This window comes from Microcystis sp. LE19-8.1F (assembly GCF_027531715.1).
In the GTDB taxonomy this organism is placed as follows: Bacteria; Cyanobacteriota; Cyanobacteriia; order Cyanobacteriales; family Microcystaceae; genus Microcystis; species Microcystis wesenbergii_A.
In genome coordinates, this window is the sequence record NZ_JAPZSO010000011.1 from 1 (window position 1) to 24203 (window position 24203).

Genomic DNA, 24203 nt, shown 5'->3' on the forward strand with positions numbered 1-24203 from the left:
AGGCTATAAAGTTGTTAAAGCGGTTAAAACTCCGATGAAAGAAGGAGCTTTTTTCTATTTCGCTAGACAAATTTTTTATTATTTAATGGACAATCTTTCGGATATAAAAGTTACTAGAAATTTTACAGGTTTCGGGTTATATGATCAGAAAGTCATCAATGTTCTACGAGAGATTAACGATCCCTATCCCTATTTTAGGGGACTCATTGAAGAGTTAGGTTTTGAAAGTTTCTCTTTTGAGTATCAACAACAACGGCGAAAACGGGGTATTAGTAGTTACAACTTCTATCGATACTATAGCGAGGCGATGCTGGGTATTACCAGTCACTCCCAAGTTCCCCTCAGACTGGCCACCATTTTAGGCTTTGCTTTGTCCCTCTTGAGTCTGGTAGTGGCGTTAGGTTATTTAATCGCCAAATTGTTGTTCTGGGATTATTTTCCTTTAGGAACCGCACCAATCATGGTCGGACTATTTTTACTCGCTTCTGTGCAACTATTTTTTATCGGTATTATTGGGGAATACATTGGCTTAATGCACATGAGAATTTTAAAAAGGCCTTTAGTTGTCGAACGTGAAAGAATCAACTTTTATTAATCTATAACTGTCGAACCAATGCCCCTATTGATCATGGAAAATTTTGACTTACGCTTATCTTTATTAAATGCAATAGAAAACCTATCTGGATTAGCTAATCTATATAGGATAATTCTAATTATTGTATTATTCATATTTGTCGTTCTAGCGCTTTCTCCTACAATCTTCAACGAGTCGAAGGTTAGTAGATTTATCTTGCGGGTTTTCTCGGAACCTGTTTTTTTAGCGTGGACGGGGTTAGCGATTCTCGCTGGTCGTTGGCCAGTTTTACTCGCTCCCTCTATTAATTCGGATGAAGATCAATTCATTGCCGCCGCGATGACACTGGTTAAGGAGCCGGCTTTCTGGCGATCAGTTGATACTGGTTCATCGGGTCCGCTGAATATTATACCCCTGACTATTCCTGCGCTATTGAATATTCGCATCGATTACGCCAGCGCTCGAGTTATCGGCTTATTTTTAGTGATTCTGTCCGTTATCTTTTTCTATTACTCGCTTAAGTATTTATACGATAATCGAGTCGCCCGTATTGCGACTATCCCAGTTGTTTTATTTTTCTCTTTGGCAGTCCATAGTAATTTTGTTCATTATAGCGGCGAACATTTCCCGATCGCTATTTTAAGTACTGCTCTTTGGATTACCTGCTACGTTTACACCCGCGAGTTTAGCGATCGCATGGTTTTTATTTTTGGTGCAGTTATCGGAATGATGCCCTACGCAAAAATGCAGGGTCTTCCCGTCGCGCTGGCAATCACTTTAATTTTCGCTCACATACTTTGGACAAGAAAAGAAAGTATCCGACAATTTCTCAAAAGTTTAGCTACGCTTGCCTTAGGCTTATTGCTGTTTTCTGCTATCAATCTCTTTTTTCTAATTCTTTTTTCAACCTCTGAGGATTTCTGGAGAAGGTATATCCTCCAGAATTTATTAATTTATGCCGATGTAAAGAACCTAGCCTTCGGGGAAAAGTTCAGCCAATTTATATCAATGGCTAGTAGTAAACGATTAAACTCAAGTTCACTATTTCAAATTACCTCGATTTTTCTCATCGCCGCAACGATTTTATTTTTTAGGGAAAGTATGGTGCGGCGAAAGCTATTTTTCACAAATACTTTTATCTTCTTCTTCTACAGCCTGTTTATCCTAGTAGTTTCTATTTATGTCGCCGTTCGCCCTGGTAATCCTTTCCCGCATTATCTTCTTTTTCTTGTCTTCCCCTGTGGTTTTTTGATCGGTGTGGTAATCGGAGAAATTTTTAAATTGTCGGAGAATAATGCTTTTTATAAACAGATACAGTTTTTGATATTGCTGTTGATGATCGCAGCCAGCTTCCTACAGGGCTATACGTTGATCAGAAGCGAACACCCCTATCTCTCTCAACGCCAAAAATATCTTCAGGACTATCAAACTCCCCTCGTGCGGACAATCTTACAATACGCTTCACCGAATGATTCAATGGCGATCTGGGGCAAGAGGGGTGATCTATATATAGAGACTGGACTGTATCAGGGAGTTAGAGACGTTGGGATTAAATGGATGGTTTTTAAAAGTCCCCAGCAGGCTTATTATCTAAAAAGCTTCGCAGACGATCTATTAAAGTCAAAATCAAAGGTTTTTGTAGATGCGATGGCTGGCGAGAAGAAGATTTATCGTTACGATGCCTATCCCGAAATCGCCACTGTGATTGAAAATAACTATCGCATGGTGGATGAAGTTGAGGGCATTCGGATTTATGTTAGAAAATAGAGTAGTGAAAAAATGGTAAATAACCAAATTGATTTACGGTGGTGGCTACTGAGTAACTCGGCCAGTATTCAATCTTTGTCAATTATTTACAGAATATCGGTAATAGTCACTTTTATTATCTTCATTTTTTTAGCTTTTTCTCCTCTCATATTCCTGAGAACTCCCACGAGTAAGCTCCAGAAATTTTTATTGTCAAATATAATATTTATTACATCTTTAGTGACTTTTATTTTAGCAGCACGCTGGCCAGGTTTCTTGCCACCAATGCTAGACCCAGACGAGGCGCAGTTTATCGCAGGTGCGATCAAACTGTTGAAAGATCCAGTTTTCTGGCGTGCAGTAGATGCAGGTTCATCTGGACCTCTCAATGTCTATCCTCTGACTCTACCAGCTTTTTTCGGGTTCAGAATTGAATATGCTAGTAGTCGTATTCTCGGCTTAATCATGATAATTGCTGCTATTGTTTGTCTTTATTATGCTTTATCCACTCTCTACAATAAGAGCCTTTCTCGCCTAGCAATAGTTCCCGTTGTTACCACTGTCGCCTTAATGAAGGAATCTGGCTATGTGCATTATACAAGTGAACATTTTTCAATTGCAATATTAAGTGTGGCTTTGTTAATCGTTTGTAAATATTATACTGGTAATTCATCTAATCCTAATCACCTGATATTTGCCTTGGGTTTTATCCTGGGACTTACTCCCTTTGCCAAAATGCAGTCAGTTCCTATAGCTTTCTCAATTGCTTGTATATTTTTGCACATACTCTGGCTAAAAAGCATCGCAAGAGGTCAATTTATCAGGAGTCTTGCTGCTTTCTTTCTTGGGGGAATGTTGTTCTCTGCTATGGTCGTACTATATCTAACAATTTTCTCAATATATGATGCTTTTTGGAAATCTTATATACAACAGAATTTATTGATTTATGCTACCCATGGTTTGGGAGGAAATCTAACGCAAGTAAGCTTTTTAGCAAAAATTAACATATTTATTAATATGTTAATAAATGTGAAAGATACACAGATATTATTTTTATTGACAGCAATTGCCTTGATAGTAGGAATACCATTTTTAATAATAAAGCGTTTTTCTTTAAGCCCACATCAAGATAATTCTAACACATTTTGTTTTGTCTATTACAGTTTATTTATTTTGGCCGCATCGAGTTATTCAATTATTAAACCAGGGAACGGGTTTCCTCATTATTTACTGTTTCTAATCATACCTAGTGGATTTCTCATCGGCGTGTTTTTAGGTGAACTGGCAAAAGTTTTACAGCTGTCACAATTAACTCGTTCAAACTTAAAGTTCTCTCTTTTGACAGGTGTAGTTTTCATGACAGTTGCCAGTAGTTTTTTACAATTTGCCATAACAATAATATCAGATAACTTTTACCTCGATAATCGCAGAAGATTTGCTAAAAATTATCTCAGTCCGATTGCTAAAACTATTCTAAAGTATGCTCCTCCTGGTGAATCTATGGCTGTCTGGGGGTCGGCACTACAGTTATATGTTGACACGGGACTTATACAAGCAACAAGGGCCGGTGTGATGGGGCCATGGAAATACTTTCCCCTACAGCAATATTTTTTCAAACAGTATGCAGACGATCTTATTAATTCTAATGCTAAATTATTTGTTGATGCTGTGGCTCCAAGAATGATTGGATTTAAAGATAGAAAAACTCATGGACACGAAGTTTTTCCTGAAATTGCTAGGGTTATCAAGGAAAATTATCGGCTAGTTGATGAAGTTCAAGGAGTTCGTATTTATCTTAAAAAATAATTATATGCTGCCTTTTTCCTGATTTGAGAACTGCGTAAAAGCTCCGAATAAGTTTGTGCATCACGACCCCAACTATCTGCATCTTACAGTATTTTTATACTACCCCACACTTTTCTAGATCGATTGAGTCTGATTGACGATTCCATCATAAAATAGCAACAGATCAAGAGAGTACAGGTCAAATATGCCGAAATTTGTTATCTGGGGTAGTTATTGTGAAAACGTGCTGGAAAAACGCGCACCCTATCGTCAAGCGCATCTAGAGGGATTAAATCAACAGAAAGAACGGGGAATTCTCGTTACTATCGGACCAACGGCAGATTTAAGCCAAGTTTTCGCAATTTATCAGGCAGCCAGCGAGTCAGAAGTGCGAGAATTAATCGAAGCGGATCCCTACTGGCAAAATGGTATCTGGACAGAGTACCAAGTCAAAGAATGGATTCAAGCTATCTAAGGGGACTATCAGCTATATTTTTCATAAGGGTGTTGTCATAAAATTTTCCAACTACGAAACTAATCAAACTCATCTCCGGTCAAGTCTGAGGATATTGTCAAGGATAAACCGGAGTTATCCCTTATCGATTCAAGCTGACAGCTGATAGCTTGCCTACTTTTTGCTTATCGCCATGGTTTACATCAAAAAGGTCGAACTCTCACACTTCAAATCCTTCGGGGGAACGACTCCCATCCCCTTTTTACCAGGGTTTACGGTGGTTTCCGGTCCAAATGGTTCGGGAAAGTCGAATATTCTCGACGCATTGCTATTTTGCTTGGGATTAGCTACTTCCAAGGGAATGCGGGCCGAAAGATTACCGGATTTAGTCAATCATAGCTATAACAGTCAACGTCAGAGCGCTGAAGCGAGTGTCTCGGTGACTTTTGACGTTGCCAATATTCCCGAGGCAACCGATAGGGATTGGACCGTTTCCCGACGCTTAAAAGTGGCTAAGGGTGGCAGCTATACTTCTACCTACTATATCAATGGGGAAACCTGTACGGTTAGCGAACTTCACGACCAGTTAAACCGTTTACGCATCTATCCCGAAGGGTACAACGTGGTGTTACAGGGGGACGTAACCCGAATTATCAGCATGAATGCCAAGGAAAGACGGGAAATTATCGACGAATTGGCAGGAGTAGCCGAATTTGACCGCAAAATTGAGAAAACTAAGGAGAATATCGATTCGGTTAAAGAAAGGGAAGAACGCTGCCAAATTATTGCCACAGAATTGCAAAAATCTCTGGAGAAACTAGCACTCGATCGCATTAAAGCCGAAAAATACCAAAAACTCAAGGCCCAAGTCCAAGAAAAACAACAATGGGAAATTGTCCTCCATTGGCAAAATCTCCAGCAGCGCTGCCAGCAAGTACAAGGACAAATTCAAGCTGGGGAAAGGGAAAAACAGGTTTTAACCGAGACTATCGCCAATTTATCCGAACAAATCGCCCAAAATAGTCAAGAATTAGAGAAACTCAATCAACAGGTCAAAGCTTTTGGGGAAGATGAACACCTGTCCCTAACTTCCCGATTAGCGAGTCAACAGGCCAAACGACAACAACAGCAACAACGACAAAAAGAGTTAGAAAACCTCGAAAAAGAATCTCAGGCACAGAAAACCAGACTTTTAGAGGAAATTAATCGCTATAATCGCGAATTAAACCAGATTACTGCCCAAAAAAGCCGTTTAGAAACTGAAATTTTACCCAATCTCCTACGGACAACCCAAACCGCAAGGGAAACCCTAGAAAACCATCGTCTGCAAGCAAGTAGTCTCGCGGAAGCGTCAGAAGCTTGGGTAAAAGAACAAAGTGACCTTTCCCGCAATATTACCCGTCTTCAGGAACAATTAAACCCCTACCGTAGCCAACGGGCCCAATTGACCGAAAGATGCGATCGATTGCAAACTAATATAGTAGAAGCTGGTCAACGTCTGCAAGAATTAGAGCAAGTTATTAGCACAAAAACCGAAGAAAGTCAAGAAATATTACAAAAAATTAATCAATCGGACCCCGATATCCAAAATTTAGCCCAAAAACTCACCATTGCCGAACAAAATCGCGTTATCAGTCAGGACACCCAAAAACGTCTGCTAAAAGAACAACGGGACAAACAGAGGGAATTAGATAAACTGGAAGCGACTAAGCAAGCGCAACAGGAGGCCCAGGGAACCTATGCTACTCAAATATTATTACAGTCAGATTTGCCCGGAATCTGCGGATTAGTGGCACAATTGGGGGAAGTAGAGGAACGTTATCAAATTGCTCTGGAAATCGCCGCCGGAGGTCGTTTAGGTCATGTAGTCGTCCAAGATGATAGCGTCGCGGCTGCCGGAATTGCCTTACTAAAACAGCGTCGCATCGGTAGGGCCACTTTTTTACCCCTGAATAAAATTCGTCCTCCCCGTCCCCAGGATATTTCCTCTCTGCGTCATGCGCGGGGTTATCTGGATTTAGCGGTGAATTTAGTTAAGTTTCAACCCCAGTATCGGGAGGTTTTTAACTATATTTTTGGCAGTACGGTGGTTTTCGAGGATATAGATTCTGCCCGTTATTATATCAATCAATATCGCATCGTTACTTTGGATGGCGAGTTATTAGAGATGACTGGCGCTATGACCGGAGGCAGCCAACCGACGCGATCGGGGCTGCGTTTTGGTAAAATTTCTCCGAAGGAGTCTAGTGAAGCGGAATCTCTACGGGAAAGATTAGCAGAAATCGATCGCATTCTTACCCGCAACGAGGAAAAAATCACCCAAGTTAATCATCTTATCAGTCAGTTAACCCAACAGTTAACCGAAACCCGTCAAAGTCATCGGGAAAATCAATTATCTCTACAACAATTAAGCAAGGATTTACAACGTTTAACCACAGAAAAAGAGGATTTAACCCGTCAATTATCGGGACAGCAAGAGGAAATTAGTATTTCTAGTCAACGGTTAGAGGTATTAACTAGAGAAATTCCTGAGTTAGAGTTATCTTTACAGCAAGAACAGGAGAAATTAACTGCTTTAGAGGCCAATCATACCCATAGCGAATGGCAACAGGTACAGGGAATAATTCGCAGTCAAGAATTAGAGTTACAAACCCAAGAAAATCACCTCGCTACAGTCCGCGAACAGTTAAAAGATTTACAAAATCAACAAATCAGACTAGAGGAAAAAAGTCAAGAGTCTGCGGATAGAATTATTGAGATTGAGAAAATAATTACCGATGCAGTTAATCAGAGAAATATCGGTAATCTGGAGATAGAAAAACTTGATCACCATATTTTAGAAATCAATCAAGCTTTACAGCAATTATCCCGACAACTAGGGGAAACCAAGCAAAAAAGAGACCAATTAGAGACAGTTTTGCGACAACAACAAAACCAACAACAACAGGCTATCTGGCAATCGGAAAAGTTAGTCAACAATCAAGAGGAAAGACAAGCATTACTAACCACTTTACAGACAGAAATTAGTCAACTAGAAAGCGACTTACCCAATCCCTTGCCCGAAATTCCCGAAAGCGAACGAGATTTCGAGAAAATTCAAAGCGATATTCGGCAGTTACAAAAGAAATTAGCAGCTTTAGAACCTGTGAATATGTTAGCTTTAGAAGAACACCAAAAAACTAAAGAGAGATTAGATGAACTATCAGAAAAACTGCAAACTCTAGAAGGAGAAAGAACCGAACTACTTTTACGGATAGAAAACTTTACCACCCTCAGATTTAATGCTTTTCAGGAAGCATTTACTGCCGTTAACGAAAACTTTAAGAATATATTTGCCACCCTGTCCGATGGCGATGGTTACTTACAACTAGAAGACGAAAATGACCCCTTTAATGGTGGCTTAAATCTGGTGGCACATCCGAAAGGAAAACCCGTACAGCGATTAAGTTCCATGTCTGGAGGTGAAAAATCTTTAACCGCTTTAAGCTTTATTTTTTCCCTACAAAGATATCGTCCTTCTCCCTTTTATGCCTTTGATGAAGTGGATATGTTTTTAGATGGGGCCAATGTAGAGAAATTGGCCAAAATGATTCAAAAACAAGCACAACAAGCGCAGTTTATTGTCGTTAGTTTGCGTCGGCCCATGATTGAAGCATCGGAAAGAACCATCGGTGTCACCCAAGCGCGGGGAACCCATACACAGGTACTAGGAATTAAAGTTTAACCTTAGACGCAAGTGGGAAGTGGGAAGTAGGGTGTGGGGTGTAGGGTGTAGGGTGTGGGGTGTGGGAAGTGGGAAGCTTTTCAGTAAACAGTAAACAGTGAACTGAAAACTCACATCTGATAACTGATAACTGATAACTGATAACTGATAACTGATAACTGATAACTGCCAGACAAGCCCAGCAAAGTTAAGTTATATTAAGATTACTCAGAATGCGTCCTCGTCCCATTCAGAAATCTCATGACTCAACCGCAAGCGCAACGCATCCTCTACGTTAGACTCCCCTGTAACCCCATTTTCCCCATCGGTGTGGTTTATCTTTCCGACCACGTTCATAAACTATTCCCCGACATCGAACAAAGGATTTTTGACCTTGGTACCGTCCCCCCCTTAGACTTTAACCAGTCCCTCGATCGCTGTGTTGACGAATTTCGGCCCACCCTGCTAGTATTCTCCTGGCGGGATATTCAAATATATGCTCCCGTCGGTGGTCGCGGTGGCAATCCCCTGCAAAACGCCTTTGAATTTTACTACGCTAAAAACCCCCTAATCAAGCTGCGAGGTGCTTTAGGAGGTTTAAAGGTGACAACCGCCTACTACGGCGAATTATGGCGCAATCAGGCACTAATTCGCCGCGGGTTGCAGCGGGCCAGAAAATACCATCCCGAAGCGCGAGTTATCGTCGGGGGTGGTGCCGTCAGTGTTTTCTACGAACAACTAAAAACCAAACTGCCCATAGGAACAATTGTATCAGTGGGAGAAGGGGAAACCCTGCTAGAAAAATTCCTCTCCGGCCGGGACTTTAGGGATGAACGTTGTTATGTCGTCGGAGAAACCACACCCCGGCCGCGTTTAATCCACGAATCCCCCACCCCTTTAGAAAAATCCGCTTGTAACTACGACTACATCGCCAGTATTTGGCCAGAATTTTCCTACTATTTCCAAGAAAACGACTTTTATATCGGGGTACAAACCAAGCGCGGCTGTCCCCATAACTGCTGCTACTGCATCTATACCGTCGTCGAAGGGAAACAAGTACGCATTAATCCCGCCGATGAAGTAGTTAAGGAAATTCGCCAATTATACGACCGTGGCATTCGCAATTTCTGGTTTACCGATGCCCAATTTATCCCCGCCAGAAAATTTATCGACGATGTAGAAGAACTATTAAAAAAAATCCTCGCCGCTGGGATGAAAGATATACATTGGGCTGCCTATATTCGCGCCGATAATCTTACCCCGAAACTGTGCGATTTAATGGTAAAAACTGGTATGAACTACTTTGAAATTGGTATCACCAGTGGTTCTCAGGAATTAGTCCGCAAAATGCGGATGGGCTATAATTTGCGGACAGTTCTACAAAATTGTCGAGACTTAAAAGCGGCGGGTTTTAATGATCTGGTTTCGGTAAATTATTCCTTTAATGTTATTGATGAAACCCTAGAAACTATTCGTCAAACTATCGCCTATCATCGGGAATTAGAAAATATTTTTGGAGTCGATAAAGTGGAACCAGCCATCTTTTTTATCGGACTACAACCCCACACCCATCTAGAAGAATACGCCCTCAAAAAAGAAATTCTTAAACCCGACTACGATCCCATGAGTTTAATGCCCTGGACAGCCAAAAAACTGCTCTGGAATCCCGAACCTTTGGGGTCATTCTTTGGCGAAGTTTGTCTGCAAGCATGGCGACAAAATCCCGATGATTTTGGACGGGAAGTGCTGAAAATTTTGGAAGCAAGACTAGGGAAAGCCGATTTAGAATCCGCTTTAACCGCACCGATAGAAACTAAGGAAAAAGTCTTAACTCCTGCTTAAAAATTAATTTTAGTCAATCCCAAGGCGGCAATTAGAGTTACCATGAGTCTGAAATCAGGAGATCAACAAAATCCCTTTACTGGTAACTGCAAAATGACCGACCATCGCCCCCATTGGCTAGAATTAGCGGAATATATCGCCCTAGGATTAACCCTGCTTACCCTTATGGCCATGGGTGCGGGGTTTTTGCCTTTGTTCCTCCTAGTCGTAACTTTCGCGTTAAATATTCTCAATCGTCTCCGAGAAAGAACCCTGCAACGTCAACGCTTAACTGAGATGACCGGTCATTTACAGAGTCAGTGGGAAGAAGAAAAAGAAGCTTTATCGGCCCAAATACAGTCCCTCGATCCCGCGGTGGCCAGGGATAACGACCGTGCGGTCGCAACGCGCTCGCTACGCGAGATCGCAGAATTAGAGGAGAATATTCTCGTCCTCGAACAGTCCTACAATCAAATTATCCAATATATCAACCGTAACGGGCTGCTGGAACGCATCGAACATCTGGAAAAATCCTACGGTCGCTTACACAGAGAGATTTTGCCGATTAACGAAGAATCGGCGGATATTACCGCCACAAAAGCGGAAAATGAGCCACAAATCACCCTACCCGCCCTTAATTTAACTCCCGCTTCCCCCCCCGTCCCTATCCCCCATTGGCATTATTATCGCCGTCTGACCGCCCATCGGGAAATGATTACAGCGATCGCAATTACCGAGGATCAACGGTTTTTAATTAGCGTTAGTTGGGATCGTACCCTAAAAATCTGGGATTTTGCGAGAGGAACCCTGATTACTACGGTGGAAGCTCATGATCAGGGCATTTTAGCCCTAGCAGTCACCGGAAACGGCGATTATCATCTAGCGACGGGAGGATTCGATCAAACCGTTAAATTATGGACTTTAGCCAGCGATGCCAGTAGTCTGGAATTAAATCAAATTTTCCTCGGTCATCTCGGTTCGATTCACGGCCTAGATTTTGCCCCTCGGTGGCATTTTTTGGTTAGTGGTAGTTACGATCAAACCCTAAAACAGTGGAATTTAGAGCAGGAAACCGAAGAATTTAGCTCCTATGACAGTCTGGGGGCAATTTATGCCCTAGCGGTGGCTCCTAATCAAGATTTTATCGCCGCAGCTGGGGGTGATGGCACTGTCACCCTCTGGCAATTGGGATCGGGAGAAAAAATCGCCGTCTTATCAGGTAACGTTTCTTCGGTAGAGAGTCTTGCGATCGCTGCCGATGGTCAGATTATTGCCGCCGGTTGTGTGGATGGGACAGTGAAAATCTGGCAATACGACCCCGAGAAAAGCGGTCATTTTGCGCCAATTCGGGTGATCAATGCCCATAATGGTCAGGTGACAAGCTTGGTATTCGGAGAGGAAGGTCAATGGTTATTTACCGGGGGAACCGACGGAGAGATTAAAATCTGGTTAGCCAATTATCAACAGGCGATCGCAACTCTCACCCCTGCCGATGGGCGATCATCGCCGATCTCCAGTTTAGTTCTCAGCCCCGATTATTGTCACCTAGCGGCGGCCGCGGCCGACGGCAGCATCACCATCTGGGAAAATATCACTTAATGGTCGATCGAACTAGAAAAATTGTATAATGTAATGTCCCGGACTCGGTCGGGCCAGTTTGACCCCAAGAAAAAGTGACTGAGTTAATAGTCGTTTCTGCCCAATAGTTGTCATCGGGGCATCGAGAACGCGAGAGCGATCGCTTATCCCAGAATCATTACCCATAGTAAAAAATTCAGAATGAAGACTCCAACAGATCAAAGATTTGATTACGTCAAAATCGGTTTAGCGTCCCCCGAGAGAATTCGGCAATGGGGAGAAAGAACCCTACCTAACGGTCAAGTCGTCGGAGAAGTAACCAAACCAGAAACGATCAACTATCGGACTCTTAAACCGGAAATGGATGGGTTATTCTGCGAGAAAATTTTTGGCCCCTCCAAAGACTGGGAATGTTGGTGCGGTAAATACAAGCGCGTCCGTCACCGGGGGATTGTCTGTGAACGTTGCGGGGTGGAAGTCACCGAGTCCCGGGTACGTCGTCATCGCATGGGTTTTATCAAATTAGCTGCCCCCGTCACCCACGTTTGGTATCTCAAAGGTATTCCCAGTTATCTCAGTATCCTGCTCGATATGCCCCTGCGGGACGTGGAGCAAATCGTCTATTTTAATGCCTATGTGGTTCTCGATCCGGGTAACGCAGGCAATCTTAGTTATAAACAACTCCTCAGCGAAGATCAATGGTTAGAGATCGAAGAAGAAATCTACGCGGAGGATTCGGAATTAGTCGGCATTGAAGTGGGTATCGGGGCCGAGGCTATCCAAAGACTCTTACAGGAAATTAACCTGGAAGAAGAAGCGGAAAGACTGCGGACGGAAATTGTCGAAAGTAAAGGGCAAAAACGGGCAAAATTAATTAAACGTCTCCGGGTAATCGATAACTTTATCGCCACGGGTTCTCAGGCAGAATGGATGGTTTTAAGCGTAATTCCCGTGATTCCTCCCGATTTACGCCCGATGGTGCAGTTGGACGGCGGCCGTTTTGCCACCTCTGACCTGAACGATCTCTACCGTCGGGTGATTAACCGCAATAACCGTTTATCCCGTCTGCAAGAAATTCTCGCCCCCGAAATTATCGTCCGCAACGAAAAACGGATGTTACAGGAGGCCGTCGATGCTTTAATTGATAACGGTCGTCGCGGTCGCACGGTGGTGGGGGCCAATAATCGCGCCCTGAAGTCTTTATCGGATATTATCGAGGGTAAACAGGGGCGTTTCCGTCAAAATCTCCTCGGTAAACGGGTTGACTATTCGGGACGTTCGGTTATCGTTGTCGGTCCGAAATTGAAGATCTATCAATGCGGTTTACCCCGGGAAATGGCGATCGAATTGTTCCAACCCTTCGTTATCCATCGTTTAATTAAATTAGGCATCGTCAATAATATCAAGGCGGCCAAGAAAATGATCCAACGGGGGGATGCCAATGTTTGGCACGTCTTGGATGAAGTGATCACGGGACACCCGGTGATGTTAAACCGCGCTCCTACCCTGCACCGTTTGGGCATTCAAGCGTTTGAACCGATACTGGTGGAGGGCCGGGCGATTCAGTTACATCCCCTCGTCTGTCCCGCTTTTAACGCTGACTTTGACGGGGACCAAATGGCCGTACATATTCCCCTCTCCCTGGAGGCACAATCGGAAGCGCGCTTATTGATGTTGGCCTGTCATAATATTCTCTCACCGGCGACCGGTCGCCCGATTGTTGCCCCTTCTCAGGATATGGTTTTGGGTTGTTATTATCTCACGGCCGAAAATCCCAAGGCCCAAAAGGGTGGGGGTCGTTATTTCGCCAGCATGGATGACGCTATTCGCGCTTTTGATCAGGGATTGGTGGATCTGCACGCTTCTGTGTGGTTGCGTTTACCGGTCGGAGAAAAGGTGAAAACCAATAAACCCGATGAGGAAGTCCTGGAAACGGAAACTCTCCCCGATGGCAGCATCTGGAAATATTATCGGGAGCGCAAAACCCGCGAGAAGGATGGTGAGATAATTTCTCAGTATGTGCGTACTACTGTAGGGCGAATTATCTACAATAAGACGATTCTAGAGGCTTTGGTGGTCTAGAGAGAGATTCCCTTAGGGTGGGCATTGCCCACCTTAATTTTTAGGCTAAAGCGGCAATACATTCTATTTCCACTAGCACATCTTTGGGAAGACGGGACACCTCCACACAGGCCCGGGCCGGGGCAGTTTCCGGGGGGAAATAACGGGCATAAACTTGATTCATCGCCCCGAAATTGGCTAAATCCGAGAGAAAGACGGTAGTTTTCACCACATTTGACCAATTAGCCCCAGCAGCGGTTAAAATGCCCTCTAGATTGGCCATAACTTGTTCGGTTTGGGCGCTAATTTCCCCGGAGACGATTTCACCCGTGACGGGATCTAGGGGAATTTGTCCCGCAACAAAGAGAAAAGGACCAGTAGCGGCGATCGCTTGATTATAGGGACCCACAGGGGCCGGAGCTTTATCAGTACGGATGACCTGATTATTCATGGGCAGGATAGTTAAAAAAGATGACATTGAATCAATTGAATATTTTCCCAGTTTTTCGATCGCTTGCAGTTAATTTTCGCCGGTTAGGGGGTTTAATTTTGACTAAGCGATCCTGTGAGAAAAGTCGATCGATGACTCACTTTGTACCTGTACGAATCATCTTAAATCCATACACATAAATATCTGCGAATCCATATCTTTTCTCTTTTTCGCGCCATTGAGCAAGACCAATTTCGCTTAAAAGCTCGGCAAATCTATCGAAATCAGGTATTATTGACCGTGCGGTACGTTCCCACACTTGATTGAGTTCTTCCCTAGAAGGTAAAGCAGAAATTCTTTCTAAAGCTCGGAAAAAATTCTCTAACTCAGGGTATTCTTGTCTAATAGCCTCACAGCGTTCTTCAGAAGCTTTTTCTAAACCAATTTCTAGAGATTTTGCTCGCAATAATCGATCAGTTGGTGACTGAATTGATGACTGTCCTTTGTAGGTTAATTCTTGTTCTTTTGCTCCTTGTAATAGAGCGCTTAAACTGCGAGGAAAAGTAGTACCACTAGAATCTGTTAAACGTTCATAAACCCATCGATAAACGTATTTAGCTCTATCCCCTCTTCGTCGGCGACTGCCCCAAAGTAATTCTAAGGCATGAGTTAGAGCTTCTTCCGTTGCTTGATCGATACTTTCCACGGGAGCAAAACGAGCGACTAAATCTTTAAATTCTGGCGATAGAAAAGCTTGACGGAGAGCTAATCTCAAGAAATCTATTCTCGTCCATTGTAGAAGTAAATCTCGTCCATTGAAGTGACTTTTATTATCAAAGTTAAGACGTTTCCAGATATCTTCTCTCAAAAATATTTTAAAACGAATTGCTGTTAGTTTCCGAGCATCACAAGCTTGAACAAACTGAAATAAACCAGTGAGAGCTTGTTGACGAATATCTTCTCTCTCCGGGAAATCTTCATCTAAATCATCATAAAGAAACCAGAGAGTCTGCTGCTCTTTTAATTGTTTCTGATTAACTAGATCTAAAGCATCTTTAATCAGGAGAGTCAAATTTGAATCTGTTGCTAATTGAACTAAAGCTTGAGTATGTTCCAATTGCCAATTTTCCGAGGTTAATCCTTGAAAAATTCCTTTAATCGCCTGAAATTTTGCCCCCTGTTTACCTTTAATAAAGATACTATTTTCAAATTTTCTGAACACATTTATCAGCAAATAAGCTCGCCAAACTGCTTCCCAGGTACCTTGTTTTTCTAGCAATTCTTGATTTATATACTGGAATTCATCCCGGGATGGACGACTATTATTATAGCTCCCATGACCAGATAATAAAGTCACATTATCTAGACGACTATAGGCCAATTTTCGTGCCTCAGACTCCTGCCGGAGTAGTAACAAATAAAGTGCTGTCTTTCCTGTTCCCTTACGACCTCTGATCAGACAAGTTGCTTGATCAAGAAATTTATCAAAGTTAGCAGTTTTCTGAAATAAAAGACTAATATCTGAACGGATATCTCCCGCATTTAATGGCATAAAATTAAGACTTTCAATAACTTGCCAACGTTGTTTGGAACTGGCCAGAATTTTTTGCAAGCGAATTTTATTGGTATCTTCATCGATTAAGTTAGCAATGCGAGTATAATAATCCAGTAATCCAGTGACAGGATAACGGTCTGCTAGAGCGATCGAGGGAATATAAGGTATGATTAGATAGTCTTCTGAATCTATATCTAAATCATGATCGGTAGTTTCATCTATATCTATATTTTTGTCAATATGTTTTTGTAAAATTTGCCAAGCATGAGTAACTTTAGTTATTCCTGTATCACTTAAATCGGGAACGGGTGAAAAAACAAAATTAAGCGAAAGTCGGCCGAAAGAAGTCAAAGATTGCAAAAGAAGCTCGATTCCTTTTTGATTTTGTTCGTTAGGAAATAAAAAAATAATTGCTTCGTTGGCTGCCTGTAGTAAAGATAAAGCTCCCCATTCATTGATTCCAGTGCGCGAATCTACTAAGATAAGATCAGGTTTTAACTGATTTTGAATCTCTCGACTAAAAGTTGACCAGAGTGTTTCCCCATTATCGAGAATTGTTGTTGCTCGCAGATCATCAACTTTAGTAATGTAATCAAGACTCAAATCACCCGCAGGAACAATAAATAGTCTTCCCGTTGCATCGGGAATATTAACTTCTCCAAATATTTCAGTGATATTAATCTTTGCTTCTACACCTTCTGGTAAATAGGATTTTTCATAAAAATAGTCCACAATTCCGTATTCTGGTAAGGGATTTAAGGGAAAAGCTGTGCTTAACCCCGGTGCTTCTAAATCCAAGTCAACAGCTACTACTTTACGACCTCGCATCGCTAAAATCCAAGCAACATGAATTAAAGCAGTTGTCCTACCTACTCCCCCTTTAAAAGAATAAAAAGTTACGGTTCTAGGAAGACAAAGTTCAGGAGAAGACGGTGATTGATTTTGTGGATTAGTTGACCACAAAGCTAAATCTTGCCAAGTGTGAATTGATTTTTCGTCCAGAAGTTGTGGAGCTTTTAGATCGAGAGAGGCTGCCTCCTGAATAGTATATAAAGATATAAAACCTAAAGATTTATGCTGTTGTCCTATGTCATTTTTAACTGCTTCTATTCGCTGAGTTGTTGATAAATTTTCAAACTTATCACTGACGATAGTTATATTCAAAAGTCCAGCAGTAGATACATTGAGATCAACCCATTCTTGTGCTTTTTTCTGCACATATATATCTGTTAATTTTTGTTTCAGTGATCTTAACCAAGTTTCTGACATAACTATCTCCTTAAAGTTGAGTAGCTTGTTTCTGAAGCCATCTTTTCAGACCTGTATAAGCTGATAACCACTCTTTGTATTTATCGTCATTCGGTTCACTGCTGGAATAACGCATAGTTATAAAATTTTGACTAGGATTTTCTACTATATTAATCCATTTTATCACCTCTGGACAATTTTGAACTCTCGAATAGAGACGATTATAACTTTTTAGAGCAGCTGTCAAACTGTGACCAGGATTAGTTATGGTATGTCCGGGGTTATTGGAATCAGTTTTCCATTCTTTATTGGATACCGAAGCTAAGATCATAGATTTCAGCAAACATTCGATCGTAATACCTCCAAAGTGCATAGCAGCTATTTTCCTATTAGATTTACAAAGTATTTCTGTATCTTGATGACGTTGTAAAAAAGCTGATTGGTAATCTTCCATCCCTAATTATCTATTCCCTAGAGTTAATACCTGTGAATAAGTTTTTAGCTGAGGATTAAACAAGGGTACTTTATTAAACAATAAAGCACCCTTTTAGTTTAGCTTAGAACTCTCCTTTTAAAGCGGCATTACAGCGCTCGCAAATAGTGGGATCATCGGCAAATTTTCCCACTTGAGTGGAATAATTCCAACAGCGATCGCATTTTTCGCCGTCTGCTTTGATAATTCCCACCGAAACAAAGTCGGATTCTCCTTTATATTCTGCGGTTTGAATCGCGCTAATATCACTGACTAATTCCACTTGAGAAGAGAGAAATAGATAACGCAATTCATCGACTTTATTCCCCGTTAAACTATCACAATTGTTGAATAATTCTAACTCCTGTTGTAAGGTTTCATCGGGAACATAAAGTAAAACTTTTGCCTCTAAAGAAGCACCGATCGCCTTATCATTTCTGGCAGTTTCCATCACCTTATTAACTTCGGTGCGTAGCTGCCGGAATTTGGCCCATTTATCGGCCAATTCGCGATTATTCCAAGCAGGATCGATGTTTAGCCATCCTGACTCAAATACCGATAAATAAGGAGTTTTGTAGGGGAGAAATTGCCAGATATCTTCCGCTAGATGAGACAGGACAGGAGCGATCGCTTTAGCGAGATTTTCTAAAGCAATAGCATAGACTGTTTGACAACTGCGACGACGGAAAGAATTAGGATCAGAAATGTATAAACGATCCTTAGCGATGTCGATATAAAAGTTAGATAAATCGACAACACAAAAATTCTGTACCGTCTGGAAAAAGCGGAAAAATTGGAAACTTTCAAAAGCTGCCGTAACTTCCGTAAACACCTCCGAGATACGATGTAACATATAGCGATCGATCTCCGGTAGATCTTCATAAGCTACCGCATCCTTAACGGGATCAAAATCATTTAAACTCCCCAGTAAAAACCTGGCAGTGTTACGGATTTTATTACGGATATCTACCAACTGTTTAAGAATATTTTGACCGATATTCACATCATTGGTATAGTCCACCGAGGACACCCATAACCGAATCACATCCACCCCATAAGCGGGTTCTTTTTTCTGGTCTTTACCCCCATTAATGATCACATTGGGATCGATGACATTCCCCAGAGATTTACTCATTTTTCGTCCCTGTTCATCCAAAACAAAACCGTGAGTTAACACCGTTTTATAGGGAGCAATACCATTAGCAGCCACACTGGTTAATAAACTCGATTGAAACCATCCCCGATGCTGATCCGATCCTTCTAGATACATATCCGCAGGATAACTTAATTCTGGTCGAGCATTAGCCACCGCATTCCAACTAGAACCAGAATCAAACCACACATCCATAGTATCCATTCCCTTGCGATAACTGCGACCATTATCGCGATAACTGGGAGGCAATAATTCCTCTACAGATAACTCCCACCAAGCATTAGAACCCTTGACCGCGAAGATAGCTTGAACGTGATTAATCGTCTCCTCGGTTAACAGAGGTTCATTCGTTTCTTCGTCATAAAAAACAGGAATAGGAACCCCCCAACTGCGCTGACGAGAGATACACCAATCGCTTCTTTCACTAACCATAGAAGTGATGCGATTCTTACCTGTTGCGGGAATCCAACGCACCGAATCAATCGCGTCTAAAGCTAATTCCCGGAATCCTTCCACGGAAGCAAACCATTGTTCTGTTGCGCGGAAAATTGTCGGTTTTTTGGTTCTCCAATCGTAGGGATATTTATGCTGATATGCTTCTTCTTTGAGTAAGGCACCTTTTTCTGTCAGTGCTAAAATGATTGCTTCATTAGCATCTTTTAAGACATTTAAACCCGCAAATTGTCCCGCTTCTGCGGTGAAATTTCCCTTATCATCCACGGGAGAAAGTATCGGTAAACCGTAACGTTGGCCGACGATATAATCCTCCTGACCATGACCAGGAGCAGTATGAACTAATCCGGTGCCGGAATCGGTGGTGACATAATCCCCACCAATGAGAATCGCACTTTCTCTGTCAAACAAAGGATGACGATATTTAGTATGTTCTAATTCCAGACCTTTAACCGTTGCTTTAATCGTCAAAGTCCTGTTAAAAGTATCGGCCAATTTTTCGACTAAATCCGTCGCTACGATTAGATAATTAGACTCGCTAGTTTCTACCACTGAATAGTTTAATTCTGGGTTCAATGCGACGGCTAAATTCCCGGGTAAAGTCCAGGGGGTAGTCGTCCAGATAGCCACGGATAAATTAGGCAAAAATGGCCTTAAAACCGGGGTTGAAACTGACGTAATCGGAAAAGCAACATAGACACTGCGGGAAGTGTGACCTTCGGGATATTCTAATTCTGCCTCAGCTAAAGCGGTTTGAGAACTAGGACTCCAGTGAACCGGTTTTAGTCCCCGATAAATATAACCTTTCAGGGCCATTTTTCCGAATACGGCAATTTGAGCGGCCTCGTATTCTGGTTGTAGGGTTAAATAGGGATTTTCCCAGTCTCCCCAGACTCCATACCTTTTGAAACCTTCACACTGTTCTTTTTGCGTTTGAAGGGCAAAATCGTGGGCTTTCTGACGTAATTTCAAAGGGGTTAGACCCTCTTTTTCCGAGCTTTTGAGACTTTGTAAAACCTTCAGTTCGATCGGCAACCCGTGACAATCCCAACCCGGCACATAGCGCACTTTGTAGCCTTGCAGCAGTTTATATTTATTGATAATGTCTTTGAGAATTTTGTTTAAAGCATGACCGATATGCAGAGACCCGTTAGCGTAGGGTGGTCCATCGTGGAGAATAAATAATTCTTTGGGGTTATTTTGCGCTAATTTCTCGTATATTTGCTCATCTTGCCAGAATTTCTGGATTTCTGGCTCACGTTTGCTGGCATTTGCTCGCATATCAAAGTCAGTTTGAGGCAAATTAACGGTATCTTTGTAACTTTTAGCGTTGGACATTCTGGCAAACCTATGGATATCAATCGTTTTCGGGATTTATTCCTAAATAACGTCCCTTTGAGAGTCGTTATCTCTAGTCTGTCACATAACTGTAATATAAATATTACAAGTGACAATCATTGATCTATAAGTCTAGCGAGATTGTGTCCAAGAGCGATGATTCCGAAAGGCTATAATTCAGTTATTCGAGGATAGGGAGCATGAGGACGATGGTGACGAATCCTAATTTTTTTTATGTCTCTCCAGAAGTGTATCTAGAAGGGGAAAGAGTCAGTCCGATCAAGCACGAGTACCGAAAAGGACGGATTTATGCGATGGTAGGCGCAAAAAAGCCGCATATTGTCTTAAATACAAATCTAGCCACTTTATTAAGTATCCATCTCGATGATAGTCCCTGTCTTGTTCTCACTTCCGATATCAAAGTCCGGTTAGAGGAGGCAAATTGTTATTATTATCCCGATATTGCGGTGGTTTGTGACGAGAGAGAGATTAACAATACCGATGATTTTATTCTCTATCCCGTTCTGATTATTGAAGTATTATCGAAATCTACGGAATCCTTTGATAGGGGTGATAAGTTTAGTGATTATCAAACCTGTCCCACCTTAAAAGAATATATTCTTATTCATCAAAACCAGATGAAAATTGAATGTCACCGTCGCGAGGATTCGGGAGTTTGGCAAGAACAGATCTATGAAGCGGGAGATGAGGTAGAATTTACCAGTGTAGGATTCCGGGGATCGATCGCTTCTATCTATCGCAAAGTCCCCGGTTTGGTATGATTACAATTATTTTTTGACAGCGCACTTTTATGTCTCTAGGGATAGGGGTAGATCTGTCTCCCTTTGCCTAAAAACCGAGATTATCAAGCATTTAATTCTATTTGTCAAACCTCTAGGAAGTTTTCCTCTTGGGTAGCTGTTCGTCAATACCAAATTAGGTTATACTTTATGTTTATGGGAAGCGATCGCTGTTAGTTTTCAACTGCCCTAGGGAACAATAAACATAGCCGAAAGACAGCACTCGATCGTGTAAGGTCTGGTGAGGTAACAATGGATAATTCAAACCTAAATAAGCAATTAGTAATTAATAATATTCAGGAATTTGCCGAGCTTGTTGGTAATTATGATCAAGCTTGGAAGCTTCTTGTGGGTAAAAAGGTAAGTCGTATTCGTGAAGAAGTGAAATACAAAGGGAAAAAGACGGGGATAAAAGGTACCAAGAATTATAAATATGGACAAATCATAAACATAAAATACGAGGATGATACTGTGTATGTGCATATTAAATATCAGCATAATTTTTTTTCTGAATATAAAATCGATAAAATTATTAATCAATTTAGTGATATATTTCCCTTTATTACCGTACAAGAAATTTTCCAAAAAGTACCAGAAATTAAAGATACAATACGACAAGAAACTTATCAGAAGCTTGAATATGATTTACTTAATGTCAATAAATTTTATCAGGAAAGATTGTATAAATATCTGACTAAGGAAGAATTTTGGCAAGAAAAACATAGATTTGTGCAATCTTGGCTAGAAAAAAATCTAGGAAGAAAACCAGATTTAGAGCAGTCTGTAGCCATTGGAGAAGTCAATAATAATATCCAAGTCTTAGCGCGTGCGGGGAGTGGCAAAACTAGCACATTAGTCAAGAAAGCTTTATTTTTGCAGAAACATTGTGGTATTTTACCAAGTGAAATATTAATACTAGCTTTCAACCGCTTTTTTATGGGGCTCTCACCCGTGCGATCAAGCAACTTTATATAATTACAGAAAGTCCTAACTATTCGCCCTTTCTTGCCCATTTAAATCTGAATAAAATCAATTGGCAAGAATATCCCATACTAGGAGATAAGTCAAAATATATAACTATTGAAATTGGCAATCAAAAAGGGCAAGGTTCTCCCCCGACTATTCAGATTAGAGACTTGCTAAAAGCTCAAGGATATATAGCGTTTTTCAGTCTGCTGAAGTACAAAAGTTATGGGTTTTAGGCAAAAGGCAAGAGGCAAAAGGCAAAAGGGAAGAAAATAGGCGTACCTCACTAGCTTAGGAAACGCTATAAGTGGAATTCCTATCAACATCGACAAATTTGGTATCGTCATGATTTAAGGGCTAGTTTCACCACAAGGGAAGGAAACCTCTTTCATCTGTGGGGGTGAAAATTTTTTCATCGGGACTGACTCCCCAGACTCCTAACCCCACCAACAAACTTTTTGCCGCAAACCCTAGTTAACAGCTTATTATTTTCCCATTGTTTCTATTGAGCGATTACTATCACTGAAGTGCCGATTTGTACCTTTTCAAATAAAGCCTTTATATCTCGATCGCGCATCCTGACGCAACCGTGGCAGACGGCCCGACCGATGAGATTTTCTGGGGGTGTACCGTGAAAACCGATAAAATTCTCGCCATCGGTCCAAAATCCGAGCCAACGCGCCCCTAAAGGGTTGTTTTTTCCCGATGGCACCAGTTGACTGGTGAAGGGATGTTCCCAGACTGGTTCCCGCACCATCTGAATCACCCTAAATTGTCCCGTCGGGGTTTCCCAACCCCGACGACCGATCGCTTCTGGGTAAGAAGCAATTATTTTCTGTCCTTGGTAAACAAAAACCCGTCTTTTTTTTAAATTCAGCAGCAAACGGGTTTCCGTTCGGGTTGCCGTGGTTGCGGGAAGGGAATTGACGGGACTAATCGGGGGATTGAGGAAAAATTCCCCCATTCCTAGACATAAACAGAGAATCGGCAGCAAAACTCGCATCTGATACCAGCAAAGTCAAAATTTTTTATCTGCATTCTAGTCTGATTGTGACGATATATGATCACTGCGGGATGCTTCCGATCAAATCGGAGTCGAGTTAGGCTAATTCGGTTACACTAATCCATAGCTGGAATATTAACTTTTGTAACTATGACCGCCGCTATTGCTCTCGATCGCGTTTCTAAAATCTACAATAATCTCCCAGTAGTTAACGAGCTTTCCTTTGCTATCGAAAAAGGGGAAATCTTTGGTTTACTCGGTCCCAACGGTGCGGGAAAATCGACGACAATCCGCATGATTATCACCCTAACCGAAGCAAGTCAAGGAGAAATCGCAGTGGCGGGGTATGATGTGAAAAAATACCGCGATCAGGTGAAAAAAAATATAGGGGTAGTCTTGCAACAGATTAGCGTTGATGGGGAATTAACCGTCTGGGAAAATATGGAATTTCACGGCCGGATGCACCATATCCCCAATCCCCAGAGACAGGAATTAATCGATCGCTATTTAGATTATGTCAGTTTAAGCGATCGAAAATCTGCCCTGGCCAAAACTCTTTCCGGAGGGATGAAACGACGTTTACAGATTGCTCGCGCCCTTCTTCACGAACCAAAAATCCTCTTTCTCGATGAACCAACTGTCGGTTTAGACCCCCAAAATCGTCGTCGTTTGTGGGAAGTAATTCGCGATTTAAACCGGCAAGGAATGACAATTTTATTAACCACTCACTACATGGAAGAAGTGGAATTTCTCTGTCAGGATAACGGCACAGGAAAAACGGGCAGAATTGGCATTATGGACGCGGGCAAATTAATCGAATTAGGAACTCTCACGGATTTTCGCGCTAAGTATGGCGAGGGATTAGTTATCAAACAAGTTGGCGATAAAATCGATTATAAATTCTTCCCCACTGTGGCTGATGCTAACTCCTATATGGACAGTTTGAGCGATAAAACTGGGGTAATGTGTCGTCCTTCCAACCTCGAAGATATCTTTGTGGAACTGACGGGACATCAATTAGATTAGATTCTTGGTTTGGCTGTTAGGAAGTTGTTCAGTTATC

At 41.8% G+C, this 24203-nt stretch carries 16 protein-coding genes; 11 read left to right on the plus strand and 5 right to left on the minus strand.

What is annotated here, in order from left to right:
* The 8 genes from O9334_RS01565 to O9334_RS01600 form a co-directional block, all read left to right on the plus strand.
* A partial coding sequence (locus tag O9334_RS01565; RefSeq protein ID WP_502846531.1) for a glycosyltransferase family protein occupies positions 1 to 595 on the plus strand: 595 nt, incomplete at its 5' end.
* Positions 596 to 613: 18 nt separating this feature from the next.
* Positions 614 to 2341, plus strand: coding sequence for a glycosyltransferase family protein (locus O9334_RS01570; RefSeq protein WP_045358446.1), 1728 nt, complete (start codon positions 614 to 616; stop codon positions 2339 to 2341).
* Between the two features lie 219 nt (positions 2342 to 2560).
* Positions 2561 to 4126 (plus strand): hypothetical protein, encoded by a 1566-nt coding sequence (locus O9334_RS01575; RefSeq protein WP_287998791.1) that lies wholly within the window; start codon positions 2561 to 2563, stop codon positions 4124 to 4126.
* A 184-nt stretch (positions 4127 to 4310) separates the two neighbouring features.
* Complete coding sequence (locus O9334_RS01580) at positions 4311 to 4580, plus strand: YciI family protein (RefSeq protein WP_287998794.1); 270 nt, start codon at positions 4311 to 4313, stop codon at positions 4578 to 4580.
* 172 nt (positions 4581 to 4752) lie between these two features.
* Positions 4753 to 8283 (plus strand): chromosome segregation protein SMC, encoded by a 3531-nt coding sequence (gene smc / locus O9334_RS01585; protein ID WP_287998797.1) that lies wholly within the window; start codon positions 4753 to 4755, stop codon positions 8281 to 8283.
* Between the two features lie 240 nt (positions 8284 to 8523).
* Positions 8524 to 10104, plus strand: coding sequence for a photosystem II high light acclimation radical SAM protein (locus tag O9334_RS01590; RefSeq protein WP_287998799.1), 1581 nt, complete (start codon positions 8524 to 8526; stop codon positions 10102 to 10104).
* 42 nt (positions 10105 to 10146) lie between these two features.
* Positions 10147 to 11682 carry a WD40 repeat domain-containing protein gene (locus O9334_RS01595; protein WP_287998802.1) on the plus strand — a complete coding sequence of 512 codons (1536 nt, stop codon included), beginning with the start codon at positions 10147 to 10149 and terminating at the stop codon, positions 11680 to 11682.
* A 180-nt stretch (positions 11683 to 11862) separates the two neighbouring features.
* Positions 11863 to 13743, plus strand: coding sequence for a DNA-directed RNA polymerase subunit gamma (locus O9334_RS01600; protein ID WP_004163413.1), 1881 nt, complete (start codon positions 11863 to 11865; stop codon positions 13741 to 13743).
* A 40-nt stretch (positions 13744 to 13783) separates the two neighbouring features.
* Here O9334_RS01600 and O9334_RS01605 read toward each other — a convergent pair whose 3' ends face one another.
* The 4 genes from O9334_RS01605 to ileS form a co-directional block, all read right to left on the minus strand.
* A complete protein-coding gene (locus O9334_RS01605; protein WP_287998805.1) occupies positions 13784 to 14200 on the minus strand; it encodes a RidA family protein in 417 nt (138 codons plus the stop codon).
* Between the two features lie 109 nt (positions 14201 to 14309).
* The gene (locus O9334_RS01610) at positions 14310 to 16976 is read right to left on the minus strand and encodes a ParA family protein (protein ID WP_287998809.1); all 2667 of its coding nucleotides are present in this window, start codon (positions 16974 to 16976) and stop codon (positions 14310 to 14312) included.
* 10 nt (positions 16977 to 16986) lie between these two features.
* Positions 16987 to 17409 (minus strand): hypothetical protein, encoded by a 423-nt coding sequence (locus tag O9334_RS01615; protein WP_287998814.1) that lies wholly within the window; start codon positions 17407 to 17409, stop codon positions 16987 to 16989.
* 103 nt (positions 17410 to 17512) lie between these two features.
* Complete coding sequence (gene ileS, locus O9334_RS01620) at positions 17513 to 20371, minus strand: isoleucine--tRNA ligase (RefSeq protein WP_287998817.1); 2859 nt, start codon at positions 20369 to 20371, stop codon at positions 17513 to 17515.
* A gap of 209 nt (positions 20372 to 20580) precedes the next feature.
* Here ileS and O9334_RS01625 point away from each other — a divergent pair, with 209 nt between their 5' ends.
* Together O9334_RS01625 and O9334_RS01630 are read left to right on the plus strand one after the other, a co-directional pair.
* Positions 20581 to 21153: a Uma2 family endonuclease gene (locus tag O9334_RS01625; protein WP_039900140.1), complete on the plus strand. Its 573-nt coding sequence runs from the start codon at positions 20581 to 20583 to the stop codon at positions 21151 to 21153.
* 270 nt (positions 21154 to 21423) lie between these two features.
* Positions 21424 to 22146 (plus strand): UvrD-helicase domain-containing protein, encoded by a 723-nt coding sequence (locus O9334_RS01630; RefSeq protein WP_045358437.1) that lies wholly within the window; start codon positions 21424 to 21426, stop codon positions 22144 to 22146.
* Positions 22147 to 22639: 493 nt separating this feature from the next.
* Here the strand turns inward: O9334_RS01630 and O9334_RS01635 are convergent, their stop codons facing one another.
* Positions 22640 to 23140, minus strand: a complete 501-nt coding sequence (locus O9334_RS01635; protein WP_287998822.1) for a L,D-transpeptidase — start codon at positions 23138 to 23140, stop codon at positions 22640 to 22642.
* Between the two features lie 150 nt (positions 23141 to 23290).
* On the opposite strand from O9334_RS01635, the gene O9334_RS01640 reads away from it, so the two are divergent.
* Positions 23291 to 24166 carry an ABC transporter ATP-binding protein gene (locus O9334_RS01640; RefSeq protein WP_045358435.1) on the plus strand — a complete coding sequence of 292 codons (876 nt, stop codon included), beginning with the start codon at positions 23291 to 23293 and terminating at the stop codon, positions 24164 to 24166.
* Positions 24167 to 24203 lie beyond the last annotated feature (37 nt).